This window comes from Pseudomonas sp. 91RF (assembly GCF_003576265.1).
Lineage (GTDB): Bacteria > Pseudomonadota > Gammaproteobacteria > Pseudomonadales > Pseudomonadaceae > Aquipseudomonas > Aquipseudomonas kribbensis.
Genome location: NZ_QWFC01000013.1, coordinates 1 through 12,705, shown reverse-complemented (window position 1 = coordinate 12,705; position 12,705 = coordinate 1). Strand labels below are relative to the sequence as shown.

At 61.9% G+C, this 12,705-nt stretch carries 11 protein-coding genes and 1 pseudogene; 5 read left to right on the top strand and 7 right to left on the bottom strand.

Annotation, left to right across the window (positions count from 1 at the left end):
* Positions 1-107: 107 nt before the first annotated feature.
* Positions 108-878 (top strand): alpha/beta hydrolase, encoded by a 771-nt coding sequence (locus DXT77_RS02665; RefSeq protein ID WP_119426523.1) that lies wholly within the window; start codon positions 108-110, stop codon positions 876-878.
* A 140-nt stretch (positions 879-1,018) separates the two neighbouring features.
* Positions 1,019-1,885 (top strand): CAP domain-containing protein, encoded by an 867-nt coding sequence (locus DXT77_RS02660; protein ID WP_119426522.1) that lies wholly within the window; start codon positions 1,019-1,021, stop codon positions 1,883-1,885.
* 1 nt (position 1,886) lies between these two features.
* Here DXT77_RS02660 and DXT77_RS02655 read toward each other — a convergent pair whose 3' ends face one another.
* Both DXT77_RS02655 and DXT77_RS02650 read right to left on the bottom strand, forming a co-directional pair.
* On the bottom strand, positions 1,887-2,519 hold the full coding sequence (locus tag DXT77_RS02655; RefSeq protein WP_085708674.1) for a PQQ-binding-like beta-propeller repeat protein: 633 nt from the start codon (positions 2,517-2,519) through the stop codon (positions 1,887-1,889).
* 31 nt (positions 2,520-2,550) lie between these two features.
* Positions 2,551-3,762 (bottom strand): helix-turn-helix domain-containing protein, encoded by a 1,212-nt coding sequence (locus DXT77_RS02650; RefSeq protein ID WP_119426521.1) that lies wholly within the window; start codon positions 3,760-3,762, stop codon positions 2,551-2,553.
* A gap of 453 nt (positions 3,763-4,215) precedes the next feature.
* Between DXT77_RS02650 and DXT77_RS02640 the strand changes: the two genes are divergently transcribed.
* On the top strand, positions 4,216-4,644 hold the full coding sequence (locus DXT77_RS02640) for a nuclear transport factor 2 family protein (RefSeq protein ID WP_119426520.1): 429 nt from the start codon (positions 4,216-4,218) through the stop codon (positions 4,642-4,644).
* A 67-nt stretch (positions 4,645-4,711) separates the two neighbouring features.
* Here the strand turns inward: DXT77_RS02640 and mqo are convergent, their stop codons facing one another.
* From mqo to DXT77_RS30330, 3 genes and pseudogenes are all read right to left on the bottom strand, one after another.
* Positions 4,712-6,361, bottom strand: a complete 1,650-nt coding sequence (mqo, locus tag DXT77_RS02635) for a malate dehydrogenase (quinone) (protein WP_085708677.1) — start codon at positions 6,359-6,361, stop codon at positions 4,712-4,714.
* A 471-nt stretch (positions 6,362-6,832) separates the two neighbouring features.
* Positions 6,833-7,558: a methyl-accepting chemotaxis protein gene (locus DXT77_RS30335; RefSeq protein ID WP_372238666.1), complete on the bottom strand. Its 726-nt coding sequence runs from the start codon at positions 7,556-7,558 to the stop codon at positions 6,833-6,835.
* A 129-nt stretch (positions 7,559-7,687) separates the two neighbouring features.
* Positions 7,688-8,446, bottom strand: a pseudogene (locus tag DXT77_RS30330) (MCP four helix bundle domain-containing protein); the annotation flags it as partial.
* A 247-nt stretch (positions 8,447-8,693) separates the two neighbouring features.
* On the opposite strand from DXT77_RS30330, the gene DXT77_RS02625 reads away from it, so the two are divergent.
* The gene (locus tag DXT77_RS02625) at positions 8,694-9,008 is read left to right on the top strand and encodes a DUF2388 domain-containing protein (protein WP_119426518.1); all 315 of its coding nucleotides are present in this window, start codon (positions 8,694-8,696) and stop codon (positions 9,006-9,008) included.
* Positions 9,009-9,122: 114 nt separating this feature from the next.
* Complete coding sequence (locus tag DXT77_RS02620) at positions 9,123-9,524, top strand: hypothetical protein (RefSeq protein WP_119426628.1); 402 nt, start codon at positions 9,123-9,125, stop codon at positions 9,522-9,524.
* On the opposite strand, the gene ligD is transcribed toward DXT77_RS02620, so the two are convergent.
* Together ligD and DXT77_RS02610 are read right to left on the bottom strand one after the other, a co-directional pair.
* Positions 9,525-12,062, bottom strand: coding sequence for a DNA ligase D (gene ligD / locus DXT77_RS02615; RefSeq protein WP_119426517.1), 2,538 nt, complete (start codon positions 12,060-12,062; stop codon positions 9,525-9,527).
* A 122-nt stretch (positions 12,063-12,184) separates the two neighbouring features.
* The coding region (locus DXT77_RS02610) for a tellurite resistance TerB family protein (protein ID WP_147406979.1) at positions 12,185-12,705 on the bottom strand (521 nt) is incomplete at its 5' end.

The following is a 12,705-nucleotide window of genomic DNA, read 5'->3' as shown; positions in this document are numbered from 1 at the left end:
CTTCTCTGTCGGGTGGATCTGTTGCACCTTGTGTGCGGCGGCGGTCACCGGGGAAGGCTCAACTACACTGCATTGGCGAACCCTCACGCCCCGTTAAAGTTAGTCGAATGTCCAGAATCCTGATGTCACTCGTCGCTTTGCTGCTGGCCCTGTACCTGATCCTGTGTGCAGCGCTGTTCGTGTTCCAGCGCTCGCTGATCTATTTTCCGCAGTCGGGCTCAGTGGATTCGGCGGAATCGCGGATGACCCTGACCATGCCCGATGCGGACATTCGGGTCAGTGTCCGCGAGCATTCCGGGGCGCGGGCGTTGATCTACTTCGGCGGCAATGCCGAGGACGTTTCGCGCAATCTGCCGGCCTTTGCCGAGGCGTTTCCCGACTACGCGATCTACCTGCTGCACTATCGCGGTTTTGGCGGCAGCGGCGGTTCGCCGTCCGAAGAGGCGATTGCCCGGGATGCCCTGGGGTTGTTCGATCAGGTGTTTTCCAGGCATCCGCAGATTGCTCTGATCGGGCGTAGCCTCGGCTCCGGCGTCGCTGTGCGGCTCGCCAGTCAGCGGCCGGTGACCCGGCTGATTCTGGTCACACCCTTCAACAGCCTCCAGGAACTCGCCGTCCGGCATTACCCGTGGGTGCCGGTGAAATGGCTGCTCAAGGAGCGTTACGAATCGGGCAAATACGCCGAGCATATCCGCGCGCCGACCCTGCTGATGGCAGCGAGTGATGACGAGGTGGTGCCACGGGTCAGCAGCGAAACTCTGCTGCGCAATTTCCCGGATGGCGTGGCGACCCTGAAAGTAGTGCCGGAGGCGACGCACAATTCGATTTCCGAACGCCCGCAATACCTGCAATGGATGAAGGAAGTGTTGAACCGGTGAGCGGCCACTGCGCAGTTCGTCGGCGTCCGGACAAAGCCATGGGCGCCCCGTGAACCAAGTGCAGAAAGGCCAGTCCTACTCGCGCCGCATTCGCGGTTAACTCCCTGTCAGCGCTGTCTTTTTTCAGAGTCCTGCGTCCCATGCGCCACGCCGTTCGTTCGTCTCGCTTCGTATCGCTGTGCCTGTTGATCCTCTCCCCTATGCTCGCCCCCTCTGCCCATGCCGGCTCGGAGCGACAACTGGCGGCCGCCATCAATGACCTGCGCGCCCATCCGCAACGCTGTGACCGGCGCGCGGGACAACGCCTGGTGCCACTGGCGCTCAAGCAGAACATTGCGTTGCCCATCGGCTATGGCTACGGCGGCGGGTTGCGCGAGCAGTTGAAGGCTTCCGGTTATGCGGCGGTGGCCGTGCGCAGCATCCGCATTGTCGGGGCCGAGGATGCCGAAGAGGCGTTCGATCAATTGCAGGACGAACATTGCAGCGCACTGATCGACGCGCAGTACGCCGACATCGGCATCAGCCGCGCCCGCAGTGAATGGCAAGTAGTGTTGGCGCGGCCGGTGATCGACAGTCGCATGGGCGACAACCGCAGCGTCGGCAAGGCCCTGCTGGCGCAAGTCAACGCTGCCCGCGCCCGGCCCCGGATGTGCGGACGCCAGCGTTTCGCCGCCGCCCGGCCCCTGAGTTGGAACCCGGCCCTCGGCGCCGCTGCCCAGGGTCACAGCAAGGCCATGGCTTACGGCAACTACTTCGCTCACCAGGACCCGGACGGCGACATGCCTGCAGACCGTGCAAGATCCGCCGGTTACCGTGGGCGGCAGATCGGCGAGAACATCGCCGCCGGGCAAAGTTCTCCCGGCAGCGCGATGGCCGGCTGGCTCGCCAGCCCCGGTCACTGCGCCAACCTGATGAACCCGATGTTCACCCAGGTCGGCGCCGGTTTTGCCAGTGATGCCCGCAGTGACAACGGTGTGTACTGGACGATGCTGTTCGGCGCGCCCTGACTCACTTCGGCCGGCGCACCGCCCGGACGCTGCTGGTGTCCCCGCCGCCACAGTAGAAGCGTTCACCGCCATCGGCTTCCAGCCCCGAGACGCCGATGCCGCTGGGCAACGCGAGGCTTTCCAGCACCTCGCCGTTGCCCGGATCGACACGCCGGATCTCGCTTTCATCGCCCTCCCACGTCCCATGCCACAGCGCCCCGTCAACCCAGGTCACGCCGGTGACAAAGCGGTTTGACTCCAGCGTGCGAAGGATCTTGCCGGTTTCCGGGTCGATCTGATGGATCTTGCGCTCGCGATACTGTCCGACCCACAACGTGCCCTCGGCCCAGGCCATGCCCGAATCACCACCACCGCCGGGAGCCGCGATGGTATGGAGCACCTTGCCGGTGGCCGGATCGATCTTGTGGATACGCCGATCGGCAATCTGGTACAGATGCTTGCCGTCGAATGCCGTGCCGCCATCGGCCCCGATCTTGATCGTACGCACGGTTTCGCCGCTGGCCGGGTCCAGCGCATTGAGCTGGCCGTCGCTGGCGAACCAGACCTGCTGGCCGTCGAAGGTCACACCATGGACGCCGTGGATGCCTTCGAACGGGCCGTATTCACGAAGAATTTCTGCGTTTGCCTGTTTCATGTCGGTTGCCTCGTTGAGTGGTGAGTCCAGCCTAGCCATTGCCCAACGACACCGGGAGTAACAAGATCGTCGCGAAACCCGGCACCGGCGGTGTCAGCCAGCGACGTGCACGACCGACACCGAATGCCTGGACCTTGCCTTGCGCGGCCAGGGTTTCCAGGGCCCGTTGTATCTGACGCTGGCTGCTGCCCAGCGCAAGCGCCAGTGCCGAACTCGACCACGCCTCGCCGTCGGCAAGCAGGGCCAGCAGTGCCGCGTGCTTGTCTTCGAGGGGTAACGTCAGCAGCGCCACCTCTTGCGCGACCAGCGCATAGCCACGGGACGTCGCCGTGATTCCGGCCAACGGTTTCAGTGCGGCGCGCAGCCGGCCGATCTCGACCCGCAAACGGACGCGGTGGGATTCATCATCGAGTTTCAAACGAAAGGCCCTGGCGATCAGCGTCTCTCGGGGAACATCCCCGGGCCAGGCTTCGGCGAGCAGTTGCAGCAGATTGAACAACACCGGTCGGGTTGCCAGCGCCAGCGTCATGCCGGCACCGCGCACGCTGTAGCGACAGGCATCCACCACCAGCGTCGCAGACGCAAACAAGGCTTCGACCTGTGCGAGCGTCACCGTTTTCACGTCACCGGCAATGCGCAATCGGGCGGCGGGAGCGTCGAGGGTTTGCCGGGCGTGTTCGATCTCCGCCAGCAGCGCCGGAATATCGGCCAGTTGCGCCGCCCGTTGCGCACGCTCCAGCGCCGATTGCGCCTTGTGCGCCTGCACTCGCCGCAGCGCGATCCCGGCTGACATCAGTTCATGGGCGGCGCGCAAGGCCGGGGGTAACGGTGCCGGGTCCTGTTCATCGAGCAGCGCGTCAGCCTCATTCAACTGCCCGATCAACAACAACCGACGAATCTGCAGATAGCGCGCGTGCGCCCCATTGAGCCGGTCACCGTGATCCTGCAAGACCTGCCGCGCCGCCTCCAGCGCCTTCACCGGCCAGCCCAGATCCCGCGCCGCCAGCGCCACTTCCGCCTCGGCCACCACGCAGCGCGCCCGGGACAAGGGCTCGTTGGCGCCGAACGCTTTTACCGCGCGTTGCAGCAATGCCTTGGCCCGCACCATGTCGCCGAGCTGGGCCATGGCGATTCCGCGTAAGGCCAGGGCCGGAGGGTCTTCGCGCAGCGCCACAAAATTCAGCGCGGCCAACGGGTCACCCGCCGCCAGGGCGCGGCCGGCAGCGTTGATCAGCGAGTCCATGACGTAGGCGCCACGGTGGGTACTCCAGTGAAGGGATACCCCGGTTTAGTTCAGATACTGTGCAGGCACCAGTCTGGGCCTGCGGAAAAACGACTGACGCGGGACGGCTCAGACCGGAGAGATCGTGGCCAGAACGCCGATCATGATGGTCAACACGAGAAAGCCGCCGAGGAAAAACGCCATCTTAGCCATGAAGGCCTCCTGAATACTGAATGTCCGGCGCACCGGGTGCTTCGGAATGAAGCGCGTCGCGTATGGCCGAACGGCAAGGGTATTTTGGGCCTATGGCTGAGACGGTTACAGATGCAGATTCAACCGGAAAAAGCGGATCAGATGGATTCGGCCCGCGCATGTATCGATATTCAGACCGGTACAGAGGGTTTCCAATGCGCCGCTTTGATCTAGAGTCATGGGCGCCGCGCAAAGAACAACAAAAAATACAGGAGTGAAACCATGTCCGAACTGAACCTGCACCCCAACGCCGCCGAATCCCTTAACCGCTGGCACGACATGATCCGTACCGGCAACCTGAAGGCCCTGCCCGACCTGCTCGATCCGCAAGCCGTGTTCCGCTCGCCGATGGCCCACACGCCTTACCCCGGCGCACCGGTGGTCTCGATGATCCTCAACACCGTGTTCAACGTGTTCGAAGACTTCAAATACCACCGTGAACTGGCGACAGCGGATGGCTTGAACGTGGTGCTGGAGTTCAGCGCGAAGGTCGGGGCGAAAGAGCTGAAAGGCATCGACATGATCCGCTTCGATGAACAGGGGAAGATTGTTGAATTCGAGGTGATGGTGCGGCCGTTGAGCGGGTTACAGGCGTTGGGGGAAGAGATGGGACGGCGGCTTGGGGCTTATCTGGCCAACGCCAAAGCCTGAAGTCCGGGCACAAAAAAGCCCACTGACCGTCACCGGTTCAGTGGGCTTTGTGTGTCAGGCTTCTAAATTAGAGAGCCATGTCACGTGCAGCGCTTTCTTTCGGAGCCTGTGGCTTTTCAGCCGAAGCTGGTGCCGCCGCAGGTGCAGCCTGGCCAATCGCCGGAGGCGTTGGCAGTTGCAGGATCTTGGCGGTGTAAGCCCACTCTTCGGCCACTTTGGCCGGGTCGTTGTTCAGCTGGGTGCCGTAGCTTGGAACGATCTGGTGCAGCTTGGCTTGCCACTCAGGGGTAGCGACCTTGTCCTTGAAGACTTTCTGCAGCACGCTCAGCATGATCGGTGCAGCGGTCGATGCGCCTGGGGATGCGCCCAGCAGACCGGCGATGGAGCCGTCTTTCGAAGCAACGATTTCGGTGCCCAGTTTCAGCACGCCGCCAGCGGCTTCATCACGCTTGATGATCTGCACGCGCTGGCCGGCTTGCCACAGGCGCCAGTCTTCGGCTTTCGCGTTCGGGAAGTATTCCTTCAGCGCGTTCATGCGGTCTTCATCCGACAGCATCAGTTGACCGGCCAGGTACTCGACCAGCGGGTATTCCTTGATGCCGACCTTGGTCATAGGCCAGATGTTGTGGGTGGTGGTGCTGGTCAGCAGGTCCAGGTACGAGCCTTCTTTCAGGAACTTGGTGCTGAAGGTTGCGAACGGGCCAAACAGGATGACGCGCTTGCCGTCCAGGACACGGGTGTCCAGGTGCGGAACGGACATCGGCGGCGCGCCAACCGACGCTTTACCGTAGGCCTTGGCCAGGTGCTGCTCGGCGATGGCCGGGTTATCGGTCACCAGGAACGAGCCGCCTACCGGGAAGCCAGCGTATTCCTTGGCTTCTTCGATACCGGACTTCTGCAGCAGGTGCAGGGCACCGCCGCCGGCGCCGATGAACACGAACTTGGCGTCGGTTTCAGTCTTGGTGCCGTCTTTCAGGTTCTTGTAGCTGACGCGCCAGGTGCCGTCGGCGTTCTTGGTGATGTCCTGTACTTCGCTCGACAGTTTCAGATCGAAGTTAGGCTTGGTCTGCAGGTAACCGGCGAACTGGCGGGTGATTTCGCCGAAGTTCATGTCGGTGCCCAGCGGGCTCCAGGTGGCCGCGATTTTCTGGTTCGGGTCACGCCCTTCCATCATCAGCGGGACCCACTTCTTGATCACAGCCGGGTCTTCGGAGTACTGCATGCCGGCGAACAGCGGGCTCGCCTGCAGGGCTTCGTAGCGCTTTTTCAGGAACTTGATGTTGTCATCGCCCCACACGAAGCTCATGTGCGGAGTGGTGTTGATGAACGAGCGAGGGTTTTTCAGAACGCCTTGCTGAACCTGCCAGGCCCAGAACTGACGGGAAACCTGGAACGCTTCGTTGATCTCGACGGCTTTCGGGATCGTTACGTTGCCCTTGTCGTCTTCCGGGGTGTAGTTCAGCTCGGCCAGGGCGGAGTGACCGGTACCGGCGTTGTTCCAGCCGTTGGAGCTTTCCAGGGCGACGCCGTCGAGGCGCTCGACCATTTCCATCGACCAGCTAGGTTCCAGCTCATTGATCCACACACCCAGGGTGGTGCTCATGATGCCGCCGCCGATCAGCAGGACGTCGACTTTCTTTGCTTCTGCGGCATTGGCGGACGACATCCCCATCGCCAAAGCCAGCCCCAGCAAGGCTGTGTTCACTTTTTTAAACATCTGTTGCACCTATGATAAAACGCCTTCCGCCCGCCGCTGTTGTGCGTATGCGTTCCCCTTTTTTCGCGACACTCAGGCCAGCGTCGCGGGTTCCGGCACACTTCAATTTTGACGGGTGGGCACACAAGGCCGACAGGCTGCGTCGACCTCAGTTATATGTCCCTTCTGAACTGACTTTTTATCATTATTGGCTTCAGCTACTTGAGCGACAGGGGTTCGGTCGGCTCGCCAAAAAAGCGCGCCAGACTGAATTAGGTCAAACCAAGTGGCGCGAAGAATATCACGTCAGGGCAAACCCGCGCGTCTGTTCCCGACTTGATGGTCTTTATCCGCCAAAGACTTATCGGCGGCCAATCGCCGAACATGACCCCGGAAACGCCTCTGGCTGAAGCCTTTCAGCTACTTGATGGCCTTTCCCCTCGCTCGCCTGCAGCCTTGCGCTTGTTACAAATGAGGTTGAGGGCGCCAGGCTCACAGTCTGAATCGATCCACCGACTGCGCCAGCCTCCCCGCCAGACTCGACAGTTCATCCGTGGTATTCGCCGTCTCGCCGATCACCTTGCTGTTGCCTTCCGACATGCCGGCGATCATTTCCACCTGATGGGCTATTTCGTTGCTGGCCTGGCTCTGTTCGCCGATGGTGCGGGTGATGTCGTTGACCAGTTGCGTAGTGTTCAACGTGGCGTCGAGGATTTCGCGGATGGCGCGTTCGACATCGGCGGTAACGGCCATGCCCTTGTCGACCTGAGCCACACCCGCCTCCATGCTGCTGACCGCTTCGCGGGTGCTGTTCTGGATGCGCGCGACCATCGCGGCGATTTCCTGGGTCGAGGCGCTGGTGCGGGCTGCCAGACTGCGCACCTCATCGGCAACCACCGCAAACCCTCTGCCCTGCTCCCCCGCCCGGGCCGCTTCGATGGCCGCATTGAGCGCCAGCAGGTTGGTCTGGTCGGCGATGCTCTTGATCACCTGGATGATGTTGAAGATGCCTTCGGACTCATGGTCCAGCGTGCGGATCACCTGTGCCGACTGTTGGGCAGAGCGGGCGATGTCGTCCATGTCGCTGACCACTTGATGAATCACCTGTCCGCCGTTCTTTGCCAATGACTCGGCCTGATTCGCCATGCTCAGGGCCCGTTCGGCGTGCCGGGTGATTTCCTCGATGCTGGCGGTCATCTGGCTCGCGGCAGCGGCCATGGTGCCGGCAGCGGTGCTTTGTTGCTGGCTGCTGTCGGCCACCCGATGGCAGCCGTGGCTCAGTTGCTCGCTCATGCCACTGACACCATGGGCGTTGCGCCGCACCACGTCGATCATGTCCCGCAGATCCCGCTGCATGGTCGCCAGGGTGCGGATCAGCGTGCTGGCTTCGTCTTTTCCGGAGGGCTCGGCGATCGGCTCGCTGAGATTGCCATGAGCAATGCTTTCAGCGATGCGACTGGCGGTTTTCAGCGGGCCGGTGATGCTCAGGATTACCCAGCGCCCCTGCACCAACAGCAGCAACAGACTGGCGATCAACACGATGCCGAGGGAGATGTTGGCATTGCGGATCGCGACTTCGGTGCCTTGGCTGGTCTGTCGGGTGTTGGTTTCGATCAGTTCGCTCAGAGACGCCATCTGCTCTTCGAGCTGGCTGAACGCAGTGCTGAAGGTGCCAAGCTCCCGTTGCGCCGTGTCGGGATTGTCCAGCGCCAGCCCGACAATCCGTTCGCCCGCGTTGATGTAAGTGTCGAGACTTGGCTTGATCTGCTCCAGTGCAGACCGGATTGTGGTGTCGAGCGGCAGTTTCAGGTTCTCGCCCAGCACCTCGCGAAAATGCCCGGCGTGCTCTTCGACAGAACTGCGCACCTCGTCCGCCGTGCCGGTGCTTTTGCCCAGCCCCACCAACATGGCCGAGTAGACATCGGCGCGCAGGGCGTCGTGCATCATGTCGGCTTCCATGTGATTGCGCAGCGCGCTCATGCTCACCGCGTTGGCACTGACTGCCGACGCCATGCGCTGATTGCCGACATAACTGACCAGGCTCACGATCAGCGCCGTCAGCAGGCTGGTCGCGATCAGCAGCACCAAACGCAGTTTGATCGACACGGTGATTTCCTCCCTGGTCGCGCCGCACAGCGCTTTCAACGCTTCAGTTAAGCCTATTTCCGCGAACCCGCCGGGTTAGAGCGTCTCAAGGTATGTCGTCACATCCGGTAAAGAAGAATTCTGTGCGGCAGTTATCGGTTTGCAGCCCCGAGAACTTGTTCCGGCGCATGGAACTCCCGAGCCACGCCGCACCTCTCACATTATGTGGTACTTCCTTTTCGCTTTACGCTGCTGGAGGAACACCGTCATGCGTCGTTTATTACTCGTTTCGTCTCTTGTGCTCTGCCTGCCTTTTGGCTCGGCCTTCGCCCGCGTGGATGCGGGGGATGTCGCCACTTCGGCCGGTGTTTCCGCGTCGCTGTATTCCACCTTCAAGGATCACAAAATGGTGATTCCGGCCCGTGACGACCTGTCCGCATTCGTTGCCAGCGGCGGTGCCATCCGTGGCGCGTATCTGGAATCGGCGCTGCAACAGGTTCGTCAGCAAAACCCGGGCTTGAACGCCAGCGATGAAGAGCTGGCCAATGCGATCCTGGTCCACTACGAAGGCCTGTCGCAGTAACAGCCGCGCGCTCGACGACGGTGGCTGACGGATTTGCCACCTCTGCGTTCTGCCGATGGACGGCAGCCGGGCGACCATGGGCAAAACCGTCGAACGGCCTCTATGATGGAGGCCATGACGATTGCCGCCCCACTTCGCTCCCCCTGCCCGCCCGGCGCCTGCATCTGCGGGCGCGATCCGTTGCTGGAAATGCCCGGCGCGGATCTGCGCATACTCTTGCTCACGCGGCAGGAGGAGAAGCGTCTGCTCGAACGCCTGGAAAACCTGCAAAGCCTGGCTGACCTCGAACGCCTGCAACAGCGAATGTTCGAACAGTTGGGGATTCGCATGGCCATCGCCCCGGGCCTCAACGAAGTGCGGACCATGCGCGGCATCGCCATCGAGATCGATGAGCTGCCGGGGATGTGTCGCAAGACCCGTCAGGCAATCCCCGCCGCCATTCGCCGCGGGCTGGAAAAACACCCGGAAATCGCCTTCGAACTGCTCAACGCCCACGACTTGCTGCGCGACGCCTGATCACGTTTTCAGGCCGACCCGTTTGCGCATTTCGGCGGTAATGCTCTGGCGGGTTTTCTTCATGTCCGCCCAAGGTTCATCGCCGACGTCCGCCAGCCGTTCGTGGACGTTATGAATATTCCACTGATTGCCGCCCTTGATCGCCTTCACTTCATCGGCAAACAGCGGCACCGACACCGGCAGCCCTTCGCGGGTCCGCGCGGCGTAAGCACAAATCGTAGTGGCGCCGAGCCCGTTGCGCAGGTAATCGATGAAGATCCTCCCCACGCGGTTCTTCGGTCCGGACACCGCGGAAAACCGCTCCGGCAACTGTTTGGCCATGTGACTGACGATCGCATGGCTGAAATCCTTGACCTCATCCCAACCGTGCTTGCGAATCAGCGGCACCACCAGATGAATGCCCTTGCCGCCGCTGGTCTTGAGGAATGCCCGCAAACCGAGCTCATCCAGCACGGTCAGGGTCAGGGCGGTGGCTTCGACCATGCTTTTCCAGGGCAGCGCCGGATCCGGGTCGAGGTCGAGAACGAAGCGGTCGGGTTTTTCCAGATCTACCGTGGTGGCGTTCCAGGTGTGCAGTTCGACGGTGCTCATCTGCACCGCACCGATCAGCGCTTCGGCGTTGTTGATCAGCATCATCGGTTGTCCGGTCAGCTCCTTGTCCAACGTGCGGATGCCGGGGATCGCCAGGTGTTCGGCGTTCTTCTGGAAGAACAATTCGCCAGCGATACCATCCGGCGCCCGCATCAGTGCCACGGGCCGATCCTTGAGCTGCGGAAGGATCCATTCGGCGACGCTGGCGTAATACTCGGCCAATTGCATCTTGGTGGTACCGCTGCTGGCGTCGATCACGCGGTCGGGATGAGTGATGCGTACCTTGCCGTCGGCCAGGCCGGATTGAGACGGCGCGGTAGTTTGAGCCTTTGAAGTCTTCATGGGTTTGGCGCGCTCCTCGGTGATGTCCTTGGCCGGTTTGTCGTCGCGCAGGCCATGGAACACGGCGTGGCGAACCGAGCCCTCGCGAGTCATTTCGGCAAACGCCACCTCGGCCAGCAAACTCGGTTTAAGCCAGTGCACCCCCTTGGCCTCGAAACCACTGGGCGGGTTGGCCAGCGCGGTCTTCTTCGCCCGCAACGGCTTGAGCCGGGCAAGCACTGTCTTCAGGGTGGCCTCGTTGAAGCCCGTTCCGACCTTCCCGGCATAACGCAACTCGCCGCTGTCGCGATCGTGCAGACCCAGCAACAAAGCACCAAAGGCACTGCGCGAACCCTTCGGATCGGTGTAACCGACGATCACGAATTCCTGACGATGTTTGCACTTGAGCTTGATCCAGTCGCTGCTGCGCCGTGACACATAGGGGGAGCCAAGACGTTTGCCGATCAAGCCTTCCATTTGCATCTGGCAGGCGCTGTTGAGCAAGGCCTCCGGGGTTTCGTCGAAAGCTTCGGAGAATCGCAGCAACGGACTCTTGTGCGCCTTCAATATCGTGGCCAGCGCCGCGCGCCGCTCTTCCACCGGAACTTCGCGCAGGTCGACACCGTTGAGGTAAGGCAGGTCGAACAGGTAATAAAGGATGTCGCTGCTGCGGCTGTCGTCGAAGGCGTTCTGCAACGCCTGAAAATCCGGAATGCCGTTTTCGTTAGTGACCACCACTTCACCGTCAAGCCACGCCGACTCCAGCCCCAGCGCTGCGAGTGCCTGGGCCTGCTCCGGCAGTTTGTGCGTCCAGTCATGGCCGTTACGGGTGAACAGCTGTACGTCATCATGATCGATGCGCGCCATGATCCGGTAGCCGTCGAACTTGATTTCGTAACTCCAGTTTCCCTCTGGCGCACTGTCCACCAACGTCGCCAGTTGCGGTTTCAACTGCGCGGGAATCCGGGCCTTGTGTGCACCGACAAGCTTTCCCGAGGCAGGTTTGCGCGCAGGTTTTTTGAGTGGTTTGACCTGCCTGGCGTCGAGCTTGGGCCTGTCGACCAGAGTTCGCTCGCTGAGCACGCTGTCCGGCTCGGCGACCAGCACGTCGTAATCGCTTTGCGGCCGGGCTGCGCCGTCCTGATGCTTGATCAGGAACCACTGCTCCTTTTTGCCGGGCATGTGGGTACGCACCAGATTCCACACCCCGCCAAGCTTTTCGCCCTGCAGCTCGAACTTGAGCTTGCCCTTGGCGTAGGCCTTCTGCGGATCCTCCAGCGGAATCCACACACCGCGGTCCCAGACAATCACATCCCCTGCACCATAGTGCCCTTCGGGAATGTTGCCTTCGAAAGTCGCGTAATCCAGCGGATGATCTTCGACGTGGATCGCCAGGCGCTTGACCTTGGGATCCAGCGACGGGCCCTTGGGCACCGCCCAGCTCTTGAGTGCGCCGTCCAGCTCCAGGCGAAAGTCATAATGCAGGTGCGAAGCGTCGTGCTTCTGGATGCAGAACTGCAACGCGTGTTCGGTGCCTGCCTTCTTGCCCCGCCGCTTGACCGCTGCCGGTTCCGAAGTCGCCGAGAAGTCGCGCATGCGGTTGTAGTCGTCGAGGTTCCTGTTCATGGCGGCTCCTGCTGCAGTCTGGTGCTGTTATGCAGAAGAGCGACGCCGGCGCGGAAAAATTCAATCGACATAAAAAAGCCCCGGACGGATGGAATCGTCCGGGGCCCGGGTGTTGAGGTGTTTCAGGCGGAGCGTTTGGCCTGCTGCTCCAGATGCACCTGCAACTCGGGGTCGATCTGCAGTGCCGCCGCCAGTTCATCCAGGTAATTGCGTTCGGCGTCCTGCTGGTCGTCCACCAGCATCACACTGGCGATATACATTTCGGCAGCCACCGCCGGATCATTGTTCGCCGCCTGCGCGACTTCGCGGGCATCGAGGGGTTTGGCGACTTCGGCGTCCAGCCATTGCTGCAGGTCGGGGTCATCGGTGTGGCGGCCGATTTCGCTGCCGATCAGCTGCTTCTCCGACTCGTCGATTCGCCCGTCGGCCTTGGCCGCCGCGATCAGTGCGCGCAATACCGCGTGGCTGTGCTCCTCGACTTGCGGGCCGGCCAGCAGGTCCGCGGTCTGCGGTGTCTGTTGCGGCGCGGCTGACGCCTGGCTGCGTTGCCAGGCCTGATAGGCCTGGAATGCCATCATGCCCAGCGAGGCCAGGGCCGCGTAGTTGGTGCCGCCGGAACGACTTCTGTCTCTTATACACATCT